Origin of the sequence: Micromonospora sagamiensis, from assembly GCF_014680085.1 — a bacterium.
Taxonomy (GTDB): Bacteria; Actinomycetota; Actinomycetes; order Mycobacteriales; family Micromonosporaceae; genus Micromonospora; species Micromonospora inyonensis.
In genome coordinates, this window is the sequence record NZ_AP023438.1 from 5,930,911 (window position 1) to 5,953,531 (window position 22,621).

General features: G+C 72.3%; 15 protein-coding genes. 11 read left to right on the forward strand and 4 right to left on the reverse strand.

Going from position 1 to position 22,621, the window contains the following annotated elements; all coding sequences use genetic code 11:
- Window positions 1-131: 131 nt before the first annotated feature.
- Genes IGA62_RS25455 through IGA62_RS30680 form a run of 5 tightly spaced genes read left to right on the forward strand, consistent with a single transcriptional unit; the run spans window position 132 to window position 10,342 of the window.
- Window positions 132-3,404 carry a non-ribosomal peptide synthetase gene (locus IGA62_RS25455; RefSeq protein ID WP_198501113.1) on the forward strand — a complete coding sequence of 1,091 codons (3,273 nt, stop codon included), beginning with the start codon at window positions 132-134 and terminating at the stop codon, window positions 3,402-3,404.
- On the forward strand, window positions 3,401-6,187 hold the full coding sequence (locus IGA62_RS25460; RefSeq protein ID WP_145818514.1) for a type I polyketide synthase: 2,787 nt from the start codon (window positions 3,401-3,403) through the stop codon (window positions 6,185-6,187). The genes IGA62_RS25455 and IGA62_RS25460 overlap by 4 nt, the downstream gene beginning before the upstream one ends.
- Window positions 6,188-6,195: 8 nt before the next feature.
- Window positions 6,196-7,212 carry an NAD-dependent epimerase/dehydratase family protein gene (locus IGA62_RS25465; protein WP_186499871.1) on the forward strand — a complete coding sequence of 339 codons (1,017 nt, stop codon included), beginning with the start codon at window positions 6,196-6,198 and terminating at the stop codon, window positions 7,210-7,212.
- A gap of 42 nt (window positions 7,213-7,254) precedes the next feature.
- Window positions 7,255-8,415 (forward strand): acyl-CoA dehydrogenase family protein, encoded by a 1,161-nt coding sequence (locus IGA62_RS25470; protein WP_145818512.1) that lies wholly within the window; start codon window positions 7,255-7,257, stop codon window positions 8,413-8,415.
- 19 nt (window positions 8,416-8,434) lie between these two features.
- Window positions 8,435-10,342, forward strand: coding sequence for a non-ribosomal peptide synthetase (locus tag IGA62_RS30680; protein ID WP_186499870.1), 1,908 nt, complete (start codon window positions 8,435-8,437; stop codon window positions 10,340-10,342).
- Between the two features lie 66 nt (window positions 10,343-10,408).
- On the opposite strand, the gene IGA62_RS25480 is transcribed toward IGA62_RS30680, so the two are convergent.
- A complete protein-coding gene (locus tag IGA62_RS25480; protein WP_145818510.1) occupies window positions 10,409-11,251 on the reverse strand; it encodes a hypothetical protein in 843 nt (280 codons plus the stop codon).
- A gap of 597 nt (window positions 11,252-11,848) precedes the next feature.
- On the opposite strand from IGA62_RS25480, the gene IGA62_RS25485 reads away from it, so the two are divergent.
- From IGA62_RS25485 to IGA62_RS25505, 4 genes are all read left to right on the forward strand, one after another.
- Window positions 11,849-14,137 carry an exo-beta-d-1,3/1,6-glucosidase gene (locus IGA62_RS25485; RefSeq protein ID WP_145818509.1) on the forward strand — a complete coding sequence of 763 codons (2,289 nt, stop codon included), beginning with the start codon at window positions 11,849-11,851 and terminating at the stop codon, window positions 14,135-14,137.
- A gap of 647 nt (window positions 14,138-14,784) precedes the next feature.
- The gene (locus IGA62_RS25495; RefSeq protein ID WP_145818508.1) at window positions 14,785-15,621 is read left to right on the forward strand and encodes an MBL fold metallo-hydrolase; all 837 of its coding nucleotides are present in this window, start codon (window positions 14,785-14,787) and stop codon (window positions 15,619-15,621) included.
- Window positions 15,622-15,786: 165 nt separating this feature from the next.
- Complete coding sequence (locus IGA62_RS25500) at window positions 15,787-15,969, forward strand: hypothetical protein (RefSeq protein WP_145818507.1); 183 nt, start codon at window positions 15,787-15,789, stop codon at window positions 15,967-15,969.
- A 149-nt stretch (window positions 15,970-16,118) separates the two neighbouring features.
- Window positions 16,119-17,990, forward strand: coding sequence for an FHA domain-containing protein (locus tag IGA62_RS25505; protein WP_198501114.1), 1,872 nt, complete (start codon window positions 16,119-16,121; stop codon window positions 17,988-17,990).
- A 168-nt stretch (window positions 17,991-18,158) separates the two neighbouring features.
- On the opposite strand, the gene IGA62_RS25510 is transcribed toward IGA62_RS25505, so the two are convergent.
- Window positions 18,159-19,619: a peptidoglycan DD-metalloendopeptidase family protein gene (locus tag IGA62_RS25510; RefSeq protein ID WP_145818505.1), complete on the reverse strand. Its 1,461-nt coding sequence runs from the start codon at window positions 19,617-19,619 to the stop codon at window positions 18,159-18,161.
- Between the two features lie 150 nt (window positions 19,620-19,769).
- On the opposite strand from IGA62_RS25510, the gene IGA62_RS25515 reads away from it, so the two are divergent.
- Window positions 19,770-20,762 (forward strand): helix-turn-helix domain-containing protein, encoded by a 993-nt coding sequence (locus tag IGA62_RS25515; RefSeq protein ID WP_145818504.1) that lies wholly within the window; start codon window positions 19,770-19,772, stop codon window positions 20,760-20,762.
- 43 nt (window positions 20,763-20,805) lie between these two features.
- Here the strand turns inward: IGA62_RS25515 and IGA62_RS30685 are convergent, their stop codons facing one another.
- Both IGA62_RS30685 and IGA62_RS25520 read right to left on the reverse strand, forming a co-directional pair.
- Complete coding sequence (locus IGA62_RS30685) at window positions 20,806-20,931, reverse strand: hypothetical protein (protein ID WP_269780470.1); 126 nt, start codon at window positions 20,929-20,931, stop codon at window positions 20,806-20,808.
- A 195-nt stretch (window positions 20,932-21,126) separates the two neighbouring features.
- Window positions 21,127-21,327 carry a helix-turn-helix transcriptional regulator gene (locus tag IGA62_RS25520; RefSeq protein ID WP_145818503.1) on the reverse strand — a complete coding sequence of 67 codons (201 nt, stop codon included), beginning with the start codon at window positions 21,325-21,327 and terminating at the stop codon, window positions 21,127-21,129.
- Between the two features lie 407 nt (window positions 21,328-21,734).
- On the opposite strand from IGA62_RS25520, the gene IGA62_RS25525 reads away from it, so the two are divergent.
- Window positions 21,735-22,613: a helix-turn-helix domain-containing protein gene (locus IGA62_RS25525; protein ID WP_145818502.1), complete on the forward strand. Its 879-nt coding sequence runs from the start codon at window positions 21,735-21,737 to the stop codon at window positions 22,611-22,613.
- The last annotated feature ends 8 nt before the right edge of the window (window positions 22,614-22,621 follow it).

Below are 22,621 nucleotides of genomic sequence, written 5' to 3' on the forward strand. Positions count from 1 at the left end.
AGCCTGTCACCTGTCAGGGACCACTGCCGGGCGCCGCTGGCTACGGTCGGTTCGCGGTCCCGCCCGCCGTGGTCGCCGTGTCCGCTGAGCACCGGAGTGCCTCCGCCGAACCGACAAGACGAAGGTGTGACATGGGCCAGGAAGGTCTGTTCGACCTCTCACCGTCCCAGGAGATCGTCTGGGTCCACGAGAGACTGTCCCCGGGTAGCCGTGCCTACAACTTCACCGCGTTCGTCGTCGTGCGCGGCGATCTCGACGCGGACGCGGTGCACGAGGCACTGGGCCACGTGCTCGACCACCACGACGGGCTGCGCCTGGAGCTGACCGACACCCCGGACGCCCGGCCGGCGCAGCGGGTGCGCGACCGGTGCCGCCCCCGCTTCCGCACCGTGGACATCTCCGGGGAGACCGACGTCGAGGCGGCGTTCGACGAGGTGGTCCGGGCCGAGGCCACGACCAGCTTCGACACGTACGAGGCTCCGCTGGTCCGCTGGTGCCTGGTCCGGACCGGTACGCGGGAACACCGGCTGATCCACGTCGAGCACCACCTGATCCACGACGGCCGGTCCTTCCTGATCCTGGTCGGCGACCTGTTCCGCGCCTACCGGGCCCTCGTCGCCGGTGAACCGGTCGAGTTGCCGGCGACCGTCCCGTACACCGAGCACCTGCGCCGGGTGGCGGCCGTGCCGCCCGGCGAGCGCGCGGAGAGTCTGGCCTTCTGGCACCGGGAGCTGGCGGACGCCACCTTCGAGGCGACCCTGCCCGGCCTCGCCCGGCCCGGCGCGGTCCGTCGCAACCACGGTGCCCAGCACCGGCAGCGGTTCGCCCCGGAGGTGGCCGACCGGATCCGGGCCCGCAGTGTCGCCAGCGGGCACACCGTCTACACCACGTTGCTCGGCCTCTTCGCCGAACTCGTCCGCCGGCACTGCGGCCAGGACGACCTGATCGTCGGCACGGCGGTCGGCAACCGCTACGACGAGGTCGACACGTCGGTCGGCATGTTCGTCAACACGATCCCGCTGCGGCTGCGCCTGTCCGGCGAGACCCCGGTCGACGACGTGCTCTCCGACGTCACCGAGACCCTGATCCGGGCCATCCCGCACCAGGACGTGCCGATCCAGCAGCTCACCCGCGAGATCGGCCGGCACACCAGCGGGGTCGAGAACCCGCTGTTCAACATCGCCTTCAGCGGCGTCGACGACACCGTGCCCGACGTCCGGGTGCCCGGGCTGGACGTGGTGCTGTCCGAGGGCCACAACTTCGGGACCACCCGCTTCGACCTCGACCTGGTGCTCATCCCGGACGCCCGGCGCGTCGTCGGGCCCCGGGTCGGTCCGGCCGCGATCGACCTGCACTGGGACTACGACGCCGACCTGTTCTCCGCCGAGACGGTCCGCCTGCTCGCCGACCGGCTCGCCGCGCTCGTCGAGGCGTACCTCGACGCGCCGCCGACGGCCCCGGTCGCGTCACTCGCCGCGGCCCCGCCCCCGGTCGTCGACGACGCCGCCGCCGGGGAGACCCCGTGCCACCCCGTGGTCTCCGGGGTGCTGCTGCCTGCGGGACGCGACCCCGAGGCGGTCGCCGTGGTGAGCGGCGCCCGCACCCTCACCTACCGGGACCTCGACGCCCGGGTGGGACGGGTGGCGTCCGCGCTGACCGCCGCCGGCGTGGACGCCGGCCAGCCGGTGGCCGTGCTGCTGCCCCGGGGCGTGGACGTGGTGGTCGCGCTCCTGGCCTGCGCGCGGGTCGGTGCCGTGTACTGCCCGATGTCCGCCACCGACCCGGCTGAACGGCTCCGCCTGCTGCTCGACCGGCTGCGACCGGCTCTGGTGCTCACTGACGCGGCCACCGCCGGCCGGCTGCCCGCTGTCCCGGCACCCCTCGCCGTGCTCGACGGCGACCGGTGGCCGGCCGCCCGCCCGGCCGTGTCCCTCGACGGCGTCGCCTACGTCATCCACACCTCCGGCTCCACCGGCGTGCCGAAGCCGGTGGCGGTGGGCCGGGCCGCCCTGTCCCACCTGGTCGACGCGATCGTCGGGCGCTACGCCCTGGGGCCGGCGGACCGGGTGCTGATGTTCACCCAGCCGCACTTCGACGTCGCCCTGGAGGAGATCCTGCCGACCCTGGCGGTCGGTGCCCGCCTGGTGGTCCCGCAGAGCGAGGTCCTGGGTGGACCGGAGCTGGTCGCGGTGTCCGCCGCGCGGCAGGTGACGGTGGCGAACCTGCCGACGAGTTACGTCCTCACCGTCGCCCCGGAGCTCGCCGCGGCCTGGCGGGACCGGCGCTGGCGGCCCCGGCTGCTGGTCGTCGGCGGCGAGGCGGTCACCGGCGAGTCGCTGCGGGACCTGGTCGGGGCCGGTACGACCACCGTCCTCAACGCCTACGGCGTCACCGAGGCGACGGTCACCTCGACCGTGCACGAGGTGACCGGGGCGGATCTGGCGACCACGGCCACCGTGCCGCTCGGCACCGACCTGCCTGGCACGCGCACGTACGTGGTGGACCGGTCCGGGTGGCCGCTGCCCGACGGCGCGGTCGGCGAGATCGCCGTCGCCGGTGCCGGTCTGGCCCGGGGCTACCCGCACGACGAGGCGGCCACCGCCGGGGCGTTCCCGCGGGTCGACGCCCTCGGCGGGCAGCGGGTGTACCGCACCGGCGACCGCGGCTACCGCGACACCGCGGGTCGGCTGCACTTCGCGGGCCGCCTCGACGACCAGGTCAAGTTCCGTGGCTACCGGATCGAACCGGGCGAGGTCCGTTCGGTGCTGGTCGAGCATCCGCAGGTCCGCGACGCGTACGTGCAGCTGACCGCCGGTCAGGACACCGGGGAGGCGCAACTGGTCGCCTACGTCGAACCCGTGGGCGACGCACCCGCGCCCGGGGAACTGCGGGCGTTCCTCGCCGGCCGGCTGCCCGCGCACCTGGTCCCCTCGGCCTTCGTGCCGGTGCCGAAGCTGCCGCGCACCCCGGTCGGCAAGATCCGTCGGGACGAACTCCCGCCGGTCGTGGCCACCGTGATCCGTCCCGATGTTCCGCTCGCCTCCGACCGGGAGGAACAGATCGCCCGGGTCTGGCGGGAGGTTCTCGGCGTCGACCGGGTCGGCCGGACCGACAACTTCTTCGACCTCGGCGGGCATTCACTGCTGCTGCTCCGGGTGCACGCGCGGCTGGTCCGCGAACTGCGGCTGGACCTGCCGGTGGTCACCCTGTTCCGCTATCCCACCGTCGAGGCGATCGCCGCCCACCTGGCCGGGGCGGACGGGGCCCCGTCCGGGCGGCCCGACCTCGGGCAGGCCCGGCTGGCCGGGCGGGACCGCCTGACCCGCGCCCGGGCTCGTCGCGGCGGCACCGACGACCAACCCCAGGAAGCCGTACCGCTGGACGAGACAGGAACGCAGCCGTGAACCCTGACAGCACCCTGATCGCAGTCGTCGGCATGGCCGGGCGGTTCCCGGGGGCCGCGAACCTCGACGAGTTCTGGCGCAACCTCAGCGGTGGGGAGGAGTCCATCACCCGCTTCCCGGCACGCCAGTCCGGCGGGCACACGTACACCCCGGGGCGGGGTGTCCTCGACGGTGCGGACCGCTTCGACGCGGCCTTCTTCGGCTTCACCCCGCGTGAGGCGACGATGCTGGACCCGCAGCACCGGCTGCTGCTGGAGTGCGCCTGGGAGGCACTGGAGGACGCCGGCTACGACCCGGCCCGCTGCCCCTGGCCGGTCGGCGTGTACGCCGGCAGCTCGCAGTCGTCCTACGAGCGCCACGTGCGGGAGCACCTGACCGTGGACGACTGGGCGGTGCGGCTGGCCAACTCGATGGACCTGCTGACCGCCCGGGTCGCCTACAAGCTCGGCCTGACCGGCCCGGCGGTGACCGTCCAGACCGGATGCTCCACCTCGCTGGTGGCGATCCACCTGGCGGCCCAGGCGCTGCTGGCCGGGGACTGCGAGGCGGCGCTGGCCGGCGGGGTCTCCGCGGTCGTGCCCGCCGCCCTCGTGCCGTGGAGCAAGGGCGGCCCGGTGTCCCGGGACGGGTACGTGCGCGCCTTCGACGAGGCCGGCAGCGGCTTCGTCAGCGGCGAGGGGGTCGGGGTGGTCGTGCTGCGCCGGCTGGAGGACGCGCTGCGCGACGGTGACCACGTGCACGCCGTCGTCCGGGGCTCGGCGGTCAACAACGACGGTGCCGCGAAGGTCGGCTTCACCGCGCCCGGCGTCGACGGGCAGACCGAGGTGGTCCGGGCCGCCCAGGCCGTCGCCGGGGTGAGCGCGGACACGATCAGCTATGTCGAGGCACACGGCACCGGCACCCCGCTGGGTGACCCGATCGAGGTGGAGGCGCTGACCAACGCGTTCCGGGGTGCCACCGACGCGCGCGGGTTCTGCCGGATCGGCTCGGTCAAGACGAACATCGGCCACGCCGACACGGCGGCCGGCGTCGCCGGCTTCATCAAGACCGTGCTCGCGCTGCGGCACCGGCGGATCCCGCCGAGCCTGCACTTCCGCGAGCCGAACCGGAAGATCGACTTCGACGCGAGCCCCTTCGTCGTCAACACCACGCTCTGTGACTGGGAGCCCCGCGCCGGGGTCCGCCGGGCGGGGATCAGCGGCATGGGCATCGGCGGGACGAACGCCCACGTGGTGGTCGAGGAGGCCCCGCCGCCGGCGGAAGCGCCGACCGGCCGTCCGTGGCACCTGCTGACCGTCTCGGCCCGCACCGCCGAGGCGCTCGACACCGCCGCCGCCGGGGTGGTCCGGGCGGTGGCCACCCGCGACGGGGCCGACCTCGCCGACGCCGCCTGGACCCTCCAGCACAGTCGCGCCGGGCATCCGTACCGCCGGTTCGCGGTGTGCGCCTCCGGCACGCAGGCGGCGGCCCTGACCGTCCCCGGACCGGCGTCCGCCGCGGGTCGGACCGGTACGGCCGCCGGCGACGTGGTGCACCTCTTCGCCGACCGGGAGCCGGCGCACCCGCCGGTGGACGAGCTGTACGCGCACGAACCGGTGTTCCGGGCCGCGGTCGACGACTGCGTCCGCGCGGCCCCCGCCGGACTCGGCGGGGACCTGCGCACGGCCGTCCTCCGCCGGGAACCGTCCACCGCCGGGGCCGACCCGGTGGTCGAGGCGTGCGTGACCTTCGTCGTCCAGTACGCGCTGGCCGCGCTCTGGCGGCACTGGGGGGTGGCACCCGTCGCGGTGGCCGGACAGGGCACCGGGGCGTACACCGCCGCGTGCGTGGCCGGGGTGCTCCGCCACGACGAGGCCCTGCCGCTGGTGGCGCAGCGGGCCCGGGTCCGGTCCGACGGTGCCACCGCCCGGGAGGAGCTCGCGGCGCTCGCGCGCCGGGTGCCCGGGCGCCGGCCCGTACTGCCGTGGGTGTCCGACCTGACCGGTGGCTGGATGGACACCCGGCAGGCCGTCGACCCGGCCGGTCACTGGGTGGCGCACGCCGATGCCGCCGGCTCCGTCGACGCCGCGCTCGACACGCTGCTCGGCTGGCGTGCGTTGACGCTGCTCGAGGTGGGACGGGGCACGACCCTCACCGACCGGCTCGCCGCGCGCCCCGACGCGGTACGCCGGCACACCGTCCTGGCCACGCTGCCGACGCCGGAACACGGATCGACGTACGCCGCCGTCCTCACCACCCTCGGCCGGCTCTGGGCGGCGGGACTGGACCCGCGCTGGCGGCTGTACGAGGGGGAGCGGCGCCACCGGGTGCCGCTGCCGACCTATCCCTTCGAACGGCGCTCCTACCTGCCGGAGCCCGCCCCGACACCGGCACCCGCGCCGACCGGGGTCCGTCCCGCCGTGCCCACAGACACCTCTGCCGCTCCGGCGGACACCGTCCCCGCCGCCGCTCCGGCGGACACCGCTCCCGCCGTGCCGGTCGACGCCGGGACGGCCGCAGCGCCCGACACCGCCCCGGCGGTGCCCGACGAGGCGATCCTGACCACGGTGCGGGCGCTCTTCGTCGAACTCTTCGGGGTGCCCGAGGTCGGACCGGACGACAACTTCTTCGACCTGGGTGGCGACTCGCTGCTGGCGATCGAACTGGCCGCCCGGATCAACGAGACCTACGAGCTGGACCTGCCGTTGCGCAGCGTGTACGCCGCCCCCGGGGTGGCGGAGCTGGCGGGCTCGGTGCGGGCGGCGCTGGCCGCCGAGGGACGCGCGGCGGGCGACGGCGGCTGATGGCCGGCATGCGGATCCTGGTCCTGGGCGGCACCTCCTTCGTCGGTCGCGCGATCGTCGCCGACGCCCTCGCCCGGGGTCACGCGGTGACCACCCTCAACCGGGGCCGGACCGGCCCGGACACCCCCGGCGTGGAGGCGGTCCGGGGCGACCGGGGCCACGACGGCGGGCTCGGCGCGCTGCACGGACGTTCCTTCGACGCGGTGATCGACCCGTCCGGGCTGGTCCCGGCGGACGTGCTGCGGACCGCCCGGGTCCTGGCCCCCGGCACCGGGTTCTACGCCTTCGTCTCCAGTGTCTCGGTCTACCCGGACTGGAAGTCGGTTCCGGTGCACGAGGACTCGCCGTGCCACGCGGGTGAACCGGACGAGGAGGGCGACCCCGCCGACCACCGCCGGTACGGGGCCCGCAAGGTCGGCTGCGAGGAGGCCGTACACCTGGTCTACCCGAGGGACCGTGCGCTGATCGTCCGGCCCGGCACCATCGTCGGACCGCACGACAACATCGGCCAGGCGCTGTGGTGGCTGGACCGGATCAGCCGGGGTGGACCCGTCCTGGCCCCCGGGGACCCGTCCCGCCCACTCCAGTTGCTGGACGTCCGCGACCTCGCCCGGTTCGTCGTCGAGCGGGTCGAGAACTGGGCCAGCGGTGTCTTCAACACCGTCCCGGACGGACCGAACACCACCATGGGGGAGTGGCTGGGCCATGCGGTGACGGCCACCGGCAGCGACGCCGAGCTGGTCTGGGCCGCCGAGGAGGTGCTGCTCGCCCGGGAGGTGCTTCCCTGGTGGGAGATGCCGCTGTGGCTGCCCGACCTGCCGGAGAACCGGGCCGCCTGGCACACCTGCGGCGCGGCGGCGGCCGCCGCCGGTCTCACCTGCCGGCCGGTCGGCGAGACCGTGGCGGACACCTGGCGGTGGATGGCCTCGGGTGGACGTCCCACCCCCATGCCGGGCCTGCCGCCCGTCGGCATGGGCGAGGTCCGGGAACGCCGGATCCTGCACCGCGTCCTGACCGGCCGGTGAGGACGCCATGAACGTGGACACGACGATCGGGGTGGTGCGGCCGTGACCGAGCCGTCAGCGGTGTTCGAGGACGAGTACCGGGAACTGCTCGACTCCTTCGGCACCTTCGTCCGCCGGGAGCTGGAACCGCTCGCCGCCGAACTCGGCGACGGCGGCCACCCCTCGTACGACCTCTGTTCCTACGTCCGCCAGCGCTCCGCCCAGCTCGGCTTCTACGCCGGTGACTACCCCGAGTCGCTGGGCGGCAGCGGGATGCCGTTCAGCGCCGTGGTGGCCCTGCACCACGTCGCCGGCCGCACCGGTTGCCGGCTGGCCCCGTACGCCCTCGCCGGGTCGGAGGGGCCGAGCCCGCTGCTGCTGGGTGGCACCGACGCGCAGGTCAAGCGGTATCTCGAACCGCTCGTGCGCGGGCAACGCACCCGGTGCCTGGCGCTGACCGAGCCGGACGCCGGATCGGACGCCTTCCGCCTGACCACCACCGCGGAGCGGACCGACGGCGGGTGGGTCATCTCCGGCCGGAAGACGTTCGTCAGCAACGCGGCCCACGCCGACCTGGTGCTCGTCGTCGCCGCGGTCGAGACCTCGGCGGGACGGCGGCGACCTGCCGTGTTCGTGGTGGAGCGGGAGCATCCGGGGATGCGGCTGGGACAGCGCTACGAGGGCATGTCCGGCGAGGTGCTGCACGAACTGGTGCTGGACGCCGCCGAGGTGCCCGAGGAGGCACTGCTCGGCGACGCCGCCGACCCGGACGCCCTCGGGGCCAGTATCGGCAGCCTGTCGCGGGGCCGGCTGATGGTCGCCGCGCAGTGCAACGGGATCGCCGAGTACGCGCTCTCCCTCGGCGTCGAGTACGCCCGGCACCGGCGGGCCTTCGGCCGGCCGATCGGCGACTACCAGCACGTGCAGGAGCACCTGGTGACCAGCCGCGCCGAACTCGAGGCGTCCAAGGTGCTCACCCTCGCCTGCGCCCGGCTCGTCGACTCGGGCGTGGAGCCGCCCGAGAACGCCGCGCTGGCGAAGCTCACCGCGTCCACCATGGCCGTCCGGGTGGTGGACCGGGCGTTGCAGGTCCACGGGGCCACCGGCTGGGTGCGGGGACACCCGTTGGAGTTCCTGTACCGGCAGGTCCGGACGATGACCATCATCGAGGGCACGACCGAGATCCAGAAAGTGATCATCGCGGGGGCGATGGGTCTTGGCTGAGGCAGGAGAGAGGTACGGCGTGCGGGACGACACTGTGGTCGGCGACGACGTGGCGTGGAGCATCGCGCACGGGGGCCCGCTGCCGCCGCCGCCCGCGCCCGGCGGGTCGGTCGGCGACTGGCTGCGCCACTGGACCGCCCGGGGCGCGGGCGTGGCCGTGCGGGACGGCGACCGGCGGTTGACGTACGCGGAACTGGGCGCGCTCGCCGATCGGACGGCGGACGCGTTGCGGGACCGGGTGCGGCCGGGGGACGTGGTCGGCGTACGACTGGACCGGTCGGTCGAACTGGTGGCGACCGCCCTCGCGATCGTCCGCCTCGGGGCGGTGTACCTGCCCCTCGGGCCGGGGTGCGCCCAGCAGCGCCTCGACCTGGTGCGGCGGATCGTCCGGGTGACGTGCGTCGTGGACCGGGCCGACCGGACGTCCGACGCCGCCGACCGGATCCCGCTTCCCGATGCTCCCGGGCCGGTGCGCGACGGTGCTTCCGGGCCCGATGCTTCCGGGCCGGTGCGCGACGACGCCTCTGGTCCGGCGCGGGCCACGGTGGCGGTGTTCCCGCCGGTGCCACCGGAGGCCGCACCGGTGCCCACCGACACCGGTTACGTCGTCCTGACCTCGGGCACCTCGGGTACCCCACGGGCCGTCGCCGTGGGGCGGGACTCGCTGGCGGCGCTCGTGCGGTGGTACCACGACTACGTGGGCCTGGGTCCGGGGGAGCGGCACAGCCTACTGATCAACCCGGCGTTCGACCCGCACGTCATGGAACTGTTCGCCACCCTCTGCGCGGGGGCGACCCTGTCCGTCACGCCCGGTGAGGCGTGCCGGGACCCGCATCTGCTGACCCGGTGGTGGGCCCGGGAAGCCGTGACGGTGAGCAACGTGCCCACCCCGATCGCCGAGCTGGTGCTGGCCCGGCCGTGGCCGGCGGACCTGCGACTGCGACACCTGGGGATCGGCGGCGAGCGGTTGGGTCGCTGGCCGGGGCCGGACGTGACCGCGACGGTCCACAACATGTACGGCCCGGCCGAGGCCACCGTGACGACCACGGTGTGCCGGCTGACCGGCCGGCCCGACCGGGACCGGCAGCCGCCGATCGGCGGCCCGGTGGCCGGCGCGGTGGTCGGCGTCACCGATCCGTCGGGGCGTACGGTCCCCCGGGGCGAACCCGGCGAGCTGCGCATCGGCGGCAGCGGGCTGTCGCTGGCCTGCTTCGGTGACCGGGGCGGCCCGCCCTTCGTGCCCCCGCCGCCGGAGCTGGCCGGCCTCGACCGGGTCTACCCGACGGGTGACCGGGTCCGGATGGGCGCCGACGGAATGCTGGAGTTCCTCGGCCGGGTCGACGACCAGGTCAAGGTGAGCGGGGTCCGGGTCGAACCGGCGGAGGTGGAGGCGGCGCTCGAACGCGACCCCGACGTGGTCCGGGCCGCCGTCGTGGCGACGCCGTCACCGGCGGGTACCCGCCTGACGGCCTTCGCGCAACCCCGGCCGGGCGGCCGGATCGACGCCGACGCGGTGCTCGCCCGGGTCCGGGGCTGGCTGCCCGAACAGGCGGTGCCCGACGTCCTGCGGGTCGTCGCGTCCATCCCGGTGACCGCGAACGGCAAGACCGACCACGCGGCCCTGCGGGACCTGGTACCGGCGCCGGCCGGGTCGCCGGAGGACGTCGAGGGGCTCACCGGGCAGCAACGACTCGTCCTGCGGGTGTGCCGGGACCTGCTGGACCGGCCGGAGACCACGCTGGCCGACCGCTTCGTCGACATCGGCGGCAACTCGCTGATGGTCGCGCGGCTGCTGGCCGCCCTCGAGGAGGCCACCGGTGCCCGGCTGCGGGCCTCCGCGTTGCTACGGCAACCCGACCTGGCGGGCATCGCCGCCCTGCTCGACGGCGTACCGGTGACGACCTCCGGGGCGGTGGCCGACGGGTGAGGCGGTCTCCGGGGCGGTGGCCGACGGGCGCGCCGGCCTCCTGCCCGGGCGACGTTGCGCCGCCTCTCAGCCCGCGTGCGCCCAGCGCCCGCCGGGCTGTCCCGTCGACTCACGTCGGCCGGGCAGGAGGTTGAGGTGCTCCTCCCGGACCAGGTCGTAGCGGAGCGCGAAGGCGACCAGCGCCTCTCGCTTGGAGTGCATCCGGCCGCCGTACGACGACATCGACTTCTCGTCGATGGGCAACTTGTACTGCCGCAGATAGTCGATGTGGTAGTTGATGCTGCTACGGTTCACATTGGCGAACCCGGGTGCCGGTCGCAGTCGCTCGATGACCTGCTGCACTGACGGCACGGCGGCCGTGGATGATCCGCGCAGGCGCGGCTCGCAGAGTGCGACGAGCACCAGGAAGTACTTCGTCTGTTCATCCAGTACGGGCAGCGAAATATGCGAAGCGATGCCGGAGATTCGTGAGTCGAGAAATGTCGGCGGTGCGGCGAACACCCTGAGTTCGAGCAGTCCACCAACCGAGGGAACGAGCACTCTCGACATCTCGAACGGCACCACCGCGTCGAGTCGTCGCGGTGCCACCTTGATTAACTCGGTGCCACCCTCGAGGTTTTCCACCACGAACGTCGTGTTACTCGTCAGATTCGACAGGGACCAGCAGTGCGGCAGCGCGCGGACGGCGCCGATGGCGTGCGCGGCGTGCGGATCCACCGCCGCGGTCCGTGTCGAGCGCCCGAACCGGAAGAGCTTTCCCGCTGGCAGTTCGGTCTTCGTGCTGGTCATCCGTCTGCTCTCGGCCGAGCAGGCCCGCGGTGCCGACCAGTCGATCACGATTCCCTCGGAGTGGGTCGGCACGCTCGTCGGCATGCCGGTCACCGGGGTGAGAGACGTCTCTGTCTTCACGTTTACCTCGCCGTTGGAGTGGGCCGCCGAAAACCAGCCTTGCTATTCCGTCCGCCAGATCCGAAGCAGCTCAACCCTTCCCTGTCCACCGTCGAGTCCACCGTATGAGGCGGCGTGCCGCATCCCGCACCGCCTCATCTGCCGGCCGTCGGTCGACTTCCGTGACCGTGGTCACGGCCGGACCGGACGCCGGAGCCACAAGATCACGAAAGCCGCGTGACAACGCACCGGCGTGCATCGATACCTTAACGCTCCTGTGCGGCTTTTTGGTACTGGTAGTTCCGTAATGGACAAGGTGCCTGGTCATCGGCTTTTTCCTGGCTGTGATTGTTCTTTCCCGTAGTGTCAAGTGGTGGTGTTCGGCGTGTGACCAGCGGAAATATGATTGACGATCATCATTGGCTCGCTGGTTGGTTGATGACGTACCGGCCGACGCGACCCGGCGGTGGAACCGCACGGGTGCACAGCCGACATCGCCAGCGGCGTGGTTGCCGGAGACGGTGTCCCCGGGCCACAGTCGGAGGGTGCCGAACGGGTGCCGCTGACGCCCGGAACCACCGCGACTGCGACGCCCCGGCGTCCGGGAAGGACCACCGCGTGCCCTCATCGCCGTACCTCGACCCCGCCCTGCCGGTCGCCGCCCGCGTCACCGACCTGCTGGCCCGGATGACCGTGCCGGAGAAGGTCGGCCAGATGCTCCAGCTCTCGGCCCAGGACGGGGTGCGCGACCTGGTCGAGCGGATGCACGTGGGGTCGATCCTGCACGCCTCGCCCGAGCGTGTCGTCGAGGCGGTCGACCTGGCCGCCCGGTCGCGGTTGGGCATCCCGCTGCTCGTCGCCGAGGACTGCATCCACGGCCACTCGTTCTGGGCCGGCGCGACGATCTACCCCACCCAGCTCGGCATGGCCGCCACCTGGGACCCTTCGCTGGCGGAACGGGTCGCCCGGGCCACCGCCGTCGAGGCTGCCGCGACCGGCGTCCACTGGACCTTCTCCCCGGTCCTCTGCATCGCCCGGGACCTGCGCTGGGGTCGGGTCGACGAGACGTTCGGCGAGGACCCCTTCCTGATCGGCGAGTTCGCCTCGGCCATGGTGCGCGGCTACCAGGGCGACGGCCTGACCGACCCGACGGCGATCCTGGCCTGTGCGAAGCACTTCGCCGGGTACTCCGAGACCCAGGGCGGCCGGGACGCCAGCGAGGCCGACATCTCCCGGCGCAAGCTGCGGTCCTGGTTCCTCCCGCCGTTCGAGCGGGTCGCCCGCGAGGGGTGCCGGACGTTCATGCTCGGGTACCAGTCGATCGACGGGGTGCCGGTCACGGTGAACGACTGGCTTCTCGACGAGGTCCTGCGCGGGGAGTGGGGCTATACCGGCACCCTGGTCACCGACTGGGACAACGTCGGCCGGATGGTCTGGGAACAGCGCATCCACGCCGACTACGCGGCGGCCTCGGCGGCCGCGGTGCGGGCCGGCAACGACATGGTGATGACCACCCCCGGGTTCTTCCAGGGCGCGCAGGACGCGATCGCGCGCGGGCTGCTCGACGAGGCCGACCTGGACCGGGCGGTCACCCGCATCCTCACCCTCAAGTTCGAGCTGGGGCTCTTCGAGGACCCGCGCCGGCCGGACCCGGCCCGCCAGGCACAGGTCATCGGCAGCGCCGCGCACGCCGCGCTCAACCTGGAGGTCGCCCGCCGCAGCCTGGTGCTGCTGCGCAACGACGGCACCCTGCCGCTGGCCGGCGGACACACCGCCGACGCCGCCGGCCGCGCCGTCGCCGACCCCGGTGCGACGCCGCGCCGGATCGCCGTGGTCGGCCCGAACGCCGACGACCCGCACACCCAGCTCGGTGACTGGGCCGGCGCCTCCGGACAGGCCGACTGGCTGCCCGACGGCCACCCCCGCGAGATGACCCGGACGGTCCTGGACGGGCTGCGCGCGCACGTGCCGGTGGGCTGGACCGTCACGTACGCCCGGGGTGCGGACATCCTGACCCTCGGCCCCGACCCCGCCGGAGAGTTCTTCCCCGACGGGCAGCCCCGACCGCCCGTGGTCGTTCCCGCCGCGCCCGACGAGCGTCTGATCGCCGAGGCGGTCGAGGCGGCCCGGAACGCCGACTACGTGGTCGCGGTCGTCGGGGACCGCATCGAACTGGTCGGCGAGGGCAAGTCGACCGCCACCCTGGAACTGGTCGGCGGCCAGGTCGCGCTGCTCGACGCGCTCGCCGCCACCGGTCGACCCCTGATCGTCGTCCTGATCGCGTCCAAGCCGCTGGTGCTGCCGCCCTCCGTGCTCACCGCCGCCGCCGTGGTCCACGCCGCCAACCCGGGCATGCGGGGCGGCCGGGCGATCGCCGAGCTGCTGCTCGGGCTGACCGAACCGGAGGGCCGGCTGCCGATCTCCTTCGCCCGGCACGCCGGCCAGCAGCCCACCTACTACAACCAGATCCGGGGCCAGCACGGCACCCGGTACGCCGACCTCACGCAGCGCCCGGCGTTCGCCTTCGGCGAGGGTCTGAGCTACACCACCGTCGAGTACGCCGACCTGCGTGTGCTGACCCCCACGGTCACCGCGCGGGACACCCTGCGGGCCCGCGTCGAGGTCCGCAACACCGGGCGACGCCCGGTCCGGGAGACCGTGCAGGTGTACGTCAGCGACACGGTCACCTCGGTCACCTGGGCGGAGAAGGAGTTGAAGGGGTACCGGCAGGTGTCCCTCGCCCCCGGCGAGGCGCGTACGGTCGAGCTGAGCCTGCCGGTGGCGAGCTGCACGCTCGTCGACGCCCGGGGTGGCCGGGTGGTCGAGCCGGGCGCGTTCGACCTGCTCGTCGGGGCGTCCTCCCGGGACGAGGACCTGCTGCGCGCCGGTTTCACGGTGGTGACCTGACCTCCGGCCGGACCGCCGTCGTCGACAACCACCGGGTGATCGTCGGAGAACGGACGTCGGCAGTGACGGATCGGCCGAGGTTGCTCCTGATGTTCGGTCCGGTAAGCGTGCCGGACCGGCGGGAGCGCCACTGTGGACGGTCAGGGCATACTCCACGGCCAGGATCTCCTGACGGATCCCGCGCCACAGCACGACCTACGGCGACATCAGTACGGCAGCCACCGCTTGCGATTCCGCCGGGGTCGGGTAGCCGTGGAACGTGACGACCCAAGGAGTTCACGGCATGGCATCAGGTGCCCTCGACGGACGGTCCTGGGGCGGAACTTCATCACGAAGTACGGGACCAAGCAGGGAATCATCGTTCTCGGTCGAGTGGCACCGTTCGGTATCGGCGCGGTGATCGGTGGTGGCGCCAACGCTGCCCTCGCCACGCTGACCGTGAAGGCCGGTCGTCGCGCGTTCGGCCCGCCCCCGACGTCGTGGGGTGCCTGACGCGCGGTGACGATCGGACGCCGCGTCCAACGGAGGCCAGGTCACCGAGTGGCGAAGTCCGCAGCAGCCGAGCTGCGCGAACACGGGTACGAGTGTCAGTGCCGGGTACTAACGTCTCGACGAGCGGTTGCGAACCACAAGCGGAAGGGGCCACCGTGCTGAGGCCGGTCGCGGACGGTGTGCTGGTCCACGAGAGCGGGTTCCTCCAGAGCAACGCCATCGTCGTGCAAGGCCGCGCCGGCGTGTTGCTCGTCGATCCCGGTGTGCAGGACCACGAAATGGCCTGCCTCGCGAACGACCTGTCGCGTTCGGGCCAGACCGTCGTGGCAGGCTTCTCGACGCATCCTCACTGGGATCACCTGCTCTGGCACCCCCAGCTCGGTGCGGCCCCTCGTTACGGCACGGCCCGCTGCGCGGCCACTGCCCGGGATGAGCTGTCCGACCCGGGTGCGAAGGCCCGCATCACCGCCCACCTGCTTCCGACGGGCATCGCCGAGCGGGTCCCGCTGGACCTGCTCGGCGAGATCACCGCCCTGCCCGCCGAGACGGCGCAGATCCCATGGGGCGGCCCTCAGGTCCGGATCATCGAGCACCACGCGCATGCACCGGGCCATGCGGCGCTGTTCATCGAAGAGCGCGGGGTTCTCGTCGCCGGCGACATGCTCTCCGACGTCCTGATTCCGATGCTCGACCTGAGCGACACCGCCGACCCGATCGAGGACTACCTCGCGGCGCTGCGGCTGCTCGATGGCGTGGCGGGCGACGTCGATGTCCTCGTCCCCGGCCACGGGTCAGTCGGCGGAGCTGATCAGGTGCACGCGCGGATCGACCAGGACCGGGCGTACGTGCACGCCTTGCGTGACACCCAGGTTCCCCGCGACCCGCGGATCGGCCCATCGGCCAAGCCCGGCTGGGAGTGGGTAAGCGACGTGCACGACGGGCAAGCGCAGCGTCTCGCTGGAAGAAGCGAGCGCGACGGGACGCCCGGCTAGCGATCCACCGGGCAGTGCCATCAGGCAAGGCGCACACGAGACCGACCTGCTTTTGGATTGCGCTGTCGAGCCCTTCTCGTCCCGTCGCCCCGTCGCCCCGTCGATCATGGAGTCCGGGCACCCACCAAACCTCCACAACAGCCGTGAATCGTGCACCACAACTCCATGATCGACGGGGGTGGGCGGCTCGCGCGGGTCAACCTCGTCCTGCGCCGATCGCCCCGGCTGGACGTGGTGCTCGCCGAGGCGGCGCTGCTGCGCGGTGGCCGGCGGCCCGTCGTACGGGCGGATCGCCTTGTCCGGCAAGCGATTTACCGTGTCGGCAACCCGATCCGAATGAGCCTGTAGGCCGACTTACCCGGTGTGGGTGTGGTGGTTAGAGTGCACATGCTTCCGCAAGGATCGTGGCCTTCACGTTTCGTGAGCCGACCTCTGCCGTAAGCCTGTGACCTCGTCGACGCCCGCAGAAAGGCCCGGACCGAGTGGTACCTGAGATCGTGGGGCGTCAAGGGCCCCTTGCCGGGCGGCGGATTCCGGTCGGCGACACCCGGTTCACCTTCGGTCGCCTGAGCGACAACGACGTGGTGATCGCCAGCAAGGGCGTCTCCCGTTTCCACGCCGAGGTGGTGCGCGAGGAGCGCGGCTACGTGCTGTACGACCGGGGCAGCCGCAACGGCACGCTGGTCAACGGCCGGCCGGTGACCTCGCACGTCCTCCAGCACGGCGACCTGATCACCATCACCGACGAGACGTTCTGTTTCGAGGTCACGGCCGACGTCACCACCATGATCTCCGACCTCACCCTCTTCCAACCCGCCACCCAGCCGGCCGCGGTCGTCGACCCGGGCCCCGTCCTGCGGGTCACCGTCTCCGGTGGTGGGCCGGTCGGGCTGAGCGTGGCCCTGCTCCTCGAGCGTCTCCTGGGTCACCGGGTGGCCGTCACCGTGTACGACGGCCGCTGGACGCAGGACGGCTCGCGGGTCGTGTGGAAGAACGAGGCGCAGGGCAACGTACGGCGGCAGCAGGTCGTGACCGTCCAGAGTCGCCAGTACCTGAACCTCCCCGAGGAGGTGCAGGAGCGGCTCTTCGTCCCCGGGGCGTACTCGGAGATGTGGCCGTCGGGTCCCGACTCGATCCGTGGCTACGGCCCCCGGAACATCCGGATCGCCTACATCGAGGACAGGCTCCTGGAGTTGGCGAACGAGAAGCCCGAGCGGATCCGGCTGGTGCCGACCCGGTTCGACGCGGCCGAGCAGCACGAGACCATCGCCAAGGAGCATGTGCTCGCCATCTGCGAGGGCGCGCGCTCCCGTACCCGCGAGCACTTCACCACCAAGTTCGGCGTTGCCGACAGTTCGATCTACTCGCTGGACGGCCGGCACCTCCAGGACGTCGTCCTGGGCCTGCGGGTGAAGTCCGACCTGCCGGACGCGATGAGCGTCCTGCTGACCGTGGCCCAGAACCGCTTCCTGCTCAACTCCCTGAGCGGTGAGGGCTTCCTGAACATGCGCCTCACCGACGCCGAGGCCGCCGAGGTCGTCGGGCTCGACCCGGTCCGTCGTGAGTTCAAGGACTGCATCGCCTCCCGACCCTGTCTGATGGCCCGGGAGGACGACGGCGACTTCCAGTGCTCCACCCACGGCACGCTGTTCCTGCCCGCCCTGATCAAGGGCTCGCCGCTGTGGAAGCGGGTGACGGAGGGGCTGGCGTTCTTCGGCGTCGCGCCGGAGAACCTGAGTGCCGTCACCGCTTTCCGCCTGGACATGGTGCAGCGCCCACGCTTCACCGCCCGGCTGTACGCCCCGACGTCGACCACCCCGGGCACCTACGGCTTCCTGCTCGGGGACGCCGCCAACTCGATCCACTTCTGGCCCGGGCGGGGGCTCAACAGCGGGCTGGCGTCGGCCATCTCCCTGGCCCGGTCACTGGCCAGCGGCTGGAACGGCAGGCCCTTCCGGGACGCCGACTTCGTCCGGCACGAGGCGGCGGTGTCGATGCTCCAGTACCGGCACAAGAGCCGCGCGTGGAACGCGATGGTGACCACCGACGGACAGGGCGCCAACCGTGCCATCAAGGACGTCATCGCCGACGTGATCGCCGAGAGCAGCGGTGCCCCGGCGACGGACGGTCCGGACCGTGAGGCCGACATCGAGGCGCTCATGGAGCGGATGCGCGAGATCCGCGCCCGGCTGTCGTCCCGCCTCACCGGCCTGCCCGACGACCATGTGCTCCGGGAACACCTGCGGACGCTGAAGGGCGAGACCGTACGGACCCTGCTGGCCAGCGGAGCCTGGGACACGCTGACCGTCGGCGGGGAAGAGGTCGACATCGACATCTTCTACCGGCAGGAGCTGCCCGTACCGGCCTGATCCGTCGGCCCACGTCGGCCGACGGATCAGCGGGCTCCTTCCACCCGCTCCGACTCGGTGACGACGTCGCGTCGCCAGCCGGGCGCGTTCCAGGCGTAGATCGGCGCGTACGCAGTCCGGCCCGGTTGCCACGATGATGCGGCGGCAGCCGGGCCGGTCGCTGTCGGTTCAGCAGGCGGGTGCGCCGATGGGTCCGCGTCCGGTCCAGGCGTACCAGGGGTCGCCGGAGATCCAGGTTTTCTGGATGAGGTCGGCGTTGCTGTTGCGGCTGAATACGTCGATGCGTCCGCTGTTCCAGGAGACGGCGGTGGGGCTGACGGCGAGCCATCCGCCGAAGTCGGATTTGGGGTAGGTGGTCCAGTCGGCGCCGTCGGGGGAGTACCAGTGGATGAGGCTGTTGTCCTGGTCTCGGAGGAAGATGTCGACGCTGTTGCCGGAGCGGGTGCTGGCGGAGGGGCGGCCGTTGAGGCTGCCGCCGCGGTCGGCCCAGTTGTACCAGCCGTGGTCGAGGGTCCACATGAGGGAGAGCAGGCTTCCGTCGGTGGCGCGGGCGAAGACGTTCATGCGGGTGCCGTCGTGGTTGGCGACGGCGGCGGGGCCGCTGGTGGCGGTGGTGGTGGAGGCGTTCCCGCCGATGTTGGACCAGTTGTTGGTCCAGGTGCTTTGGGCGATGTTGAAGTTTCGGTAGACGATTTTGTTGGCGGTGTTCTTGACGAAGACGTCGATTCCGGTGGGGGAGCGGCGGGTGACGGCGGGTGGTGAGGTGATGGTGTAGTCGCCCATGTCGGCCCATTGGTACCAGCCGTGGGTGGAGGTCCAGGTGATTTTCTTGAGTCGGTTGTCGATGCCTTGGGCGAAGACGTCGATGCGGCCGGGGCTGGTGATGGCGGCGGGTTCGCCCTTGATGGTGGCGTTGCCGTAGAGGGTGGACCAGCAGCTCCAGGTGCCGGAGGAGTAGTTGCGGTGCTTCAGCCGGCCGTCGGTCGTTACCGCGAACACGTCCAGTCCGCCGACGCCCCGGGACACCGCCGACAACCCCGGCATCGACGACGGACTGGTCGAGCCGCAGTTCTGGCTGACGTAGGTCTCCCGACCGGTGGCGTAGTCGAACGGGTCACCGTGGAACGAGGCCGGACGGATGTAGTCCGGGTAGCTCTGCCCGCTGCCCCGGTTGCGGTACTCGAAGTGCAGGTGCGGGCTGATGCCGGAGCTGTTCCCGTCGGTGTTGCCGACCGTACCGATCTTCTCGCCCTGGACGACCGTGTCGCCGTTGTGCGCGTACTTGTCCTGGAGATGGGCGTACAACGTGGAGTAGCCGTTGCCGTGGTCGATCTCCACGTAGTTGCCGTAGGCGGAGGTGGCACCGCCCTCCCATCTGATCGTTCCCCCGGCCGCGGCGAGTACCGGCTGCCCCCGGTCGTCGGCGCCGGACGACAGATTGAAGTCGATCTCGTTGTTGCGGTGTGCGTTGCTGGAACCGGAGTCACCGGTCCATGAGGTGCCACACGAGAACGGGAGTTCGAGGTAGAGCTCACCGGCGGCACTCGCCGACGGCGCGACCACCGCCGACAGTGCGAGCGCCAGGCCCACCACCGGGGCCGACAGTTTCAGGATTCTTCGGAGACGCATCGATTTCCTTCCAAACAGAACACGCACACGTGATCCGTTCACGGGCGGTCGGTGACACCAGGCAACCCGGAGAAGTCGCCGCTCGCGACATATTCGACGGTCCTCGAATCGAAGCTCCGTGCCCGGAGCCGCCTGTCCTACCCTTGACAAGTGATCGATGTCCGCCTCGACGCGTCGGCCCTGGCGCAGGTGCGCCTGTCCGTCTCACCCGCTTTCGAGGCGATCGCCTGGTTGCGGCTCGCCGCCAACGGCCGCCACCACCCCGTCTACGGCGACCCGGGCCCGGCCGCCCGGCTGGCCCTGCGGGACCGTGACGTGGCCCTGGTCGCACAGACCCTGCTGCCGGGCGGCAACGGTGGCTACACCCTCGACCTGCTGACCCCGAAACCCTGGATCGGTCCCGTCGCGAGCATTCTCGACCGACAGTTGGGGGTGATGACGGAAACGCCGCCAGACGTTGTCGCCTACCAGCTCTGCCCGGGGCGGTTCCCCGTCGGCCGGATGCCGGTCGACGTGCGTACCGCGATGGAGGACGGCACCTTCGCCGGGCGCGCCGCGGACGGGCTGCTCCGCTTCTGGCGGACCGTCTTCGCCGAGCTGTGGCCTGGTGTCCGGTCGACCCTCGAGACCGACCTCGCCGCCAGGGCCACCGTGATCGGCGCGGCCGGCATCGGACGGATGCTCGGTACGCTGCACCGCGACCTGGACTGGACCGGGTCGCACCTGTCGGTCGGCACCACCGCCTACCAGGAGATATTCGATCTCGACGGTGCGGAACTCGTCCTCTGCCCCACGGCGGTCGGCTGGCCACAGCTGGCGGCCCAGTGCTGCGACCCGAGTGACGCGGTGCTGGTCTACCCAGCGAACGGTCTCGTCCCGACCCGGCCCGCACCGGACAGCGGACTCCCGGAGTTGGTCGGGTCCAGTCGCGCGGCGATCCTGCGTGACCTGGGCGTGGCCCGGTCGACCCACGAGCTGAGCACGCGGTGGAGGCTGGCGCCCGCCACCGTTTCGTACCACCTCGGTGTGCTGCTGCGCTCTGGGCTCGTGTCGCGTCGGCGGGACCGGCGGGTGGTGTTCTACCACCGCACCGAGCAGGGCGACGCGGTGCTCGGTCTCCGGGACAGCGTTCTCCAGAAGTGACGGCAGTGTGCGGGTGAACCGCCCCGGGTTCTGGGGAGACGACTCAGGACACTCGTGCTGGTGACGGGTCGGGGAGGGTCTCCGAGGGGGTGAGCTGGTAGGCGCGAGCGGGGGAGAGGTATGACGTCTTCTGCACCTCCTGGCTCGCCGCGAGCCGGTGCTTCTCCACGTGCCCACCCCGGGCTTCCTCGCTGACCTGATTCCTGCGATGTGCAGGAGAGGCTGCCGGGCAGGGGGAGAGCCCTCGTCTACGTTCCCCGCTTGAAGGGGGCGGCGACGAAGACGCCGATTCCTTGCCGGCCGATCACCTTGCCGGTTGATCCCCGCAGCGGGGCGGCGTAGGGCATGGCTACGGAGGATTGGCCTACTGCGCGGGGTCGTGGAGGTCGGGACGGTGCTCCTTGATCCAGCGTTCCACGTCCTCGGTACGCCAGATCCGGCCGACCGACAGCACGGCGACCGGGTCGGGGAAGGTCTTCGAGTTGGTTATCTGGTAGGTGCGCGTACGGGAGACACCCAGCATCTCCTGCACCTCCTGGCTCGCCACGAGCCGAAGCTTCCCCATGAGGTCACGTTAAGAGCGTGCGAACTGAACACCTGCTCTCTGATCGGATGCTCTGTTCAGATGTGCACTGCGCGGGTAGTCTGTGCAATTGTTCACCTTCTCGTTGGTCGATGAGAGAGGCGAAGAAGTGGTGTCCAGGCGGTGGAAGTGGTTCTTGCGGCCGGGGGAGGTCGTGCTCGACGTGATCGGGCAGGTGTGTCCGGAGCGGGACGCCCAACGGCGGGGACGACGGCGGGCGGGCGTTTACGGCGTACCCGATGAAGGGTTCGGGCCGGGCGGCGGTGCGCGATCCGGGGCGCGACGGACGCCGCCGAGGGAGATCAACCAACGGGCGGGCCGCTACCGGCGGCCCGACGTGCGGTGACCACCGGCCCGGCGGACCGGACGACGAGCGGAAGGGGAGGCGCGTGACGGAGGACGGGGCGTCGACGGTGCCGCGACGCCAGCTCGGGCGGATGCTGCGGGAGCTGCGGCTCGCCGCCGGGGTGACGCTGGACGCGGCGGCGGTGGCGTTGCAGTGCAGTCGGCAGAAGGTGTGGCGGATCGAGACCGGCGGCGGCCCCGTACGCGGGGTCGACGTGCGGGCGATGTGCGAGTTGTACGGCGTGGCCGCCGACCTGACCGCCGCGCTGGTCGCCCTGGCCGGCGAGACGCGGGCCAAGGGCTGGTGGCACGCGTACGCCGAGGTACCGGCCTGGCTGGGCCTGTACGCGGGCTTGGAGGCGACGGCCCGGCGGCTGCGCGAGTACGCCGACGCGCCGGTGCCGGCGCTGCTGCAAACCCCCGGGTACGCGCGGGCGCTGCACGACGTCGACCCGGAGCTGACCGACGACGACCGGGACCGGCTGGTGGCGGCCCGGCTCGACCGGCAGAACCTGCTGCGGCGTCGGCTGCCGCCACCGCCCCGGCTGGACGTGGTGCTCTCCGAGGCGGTGCTGCTGCGGGTGGCCGGCGGCCCGGCGACCATGGCCGCGCAGCTCCGACACCTGCGGGAGGTGACCGCGCTGCCGCACGTCTCGGTGCGGGTGCTGCCCCTCGCCGCCGGGCTGCCCGACGGGGCCGAGGCCGGGTCGTTCACGCTGCTGGAGTTCCCCTTCGTGAGCCGGGCCGTGCCGGAGGTGCCGGTGGTCTATCAGGAGTCGGTGGCCGGGGCGCTCTACCTGGACCGGCCGGCGGAATTGGCCGCCTACGAGCGGGTGTGGGCGAGCCTCGATTCCCTCGCCCTGGACCCGGAGGAGTCCCGCCGGCTCATCGGCAAGATCGCCGAGCAGGTGCACGGTGGTTGACCGGGTCC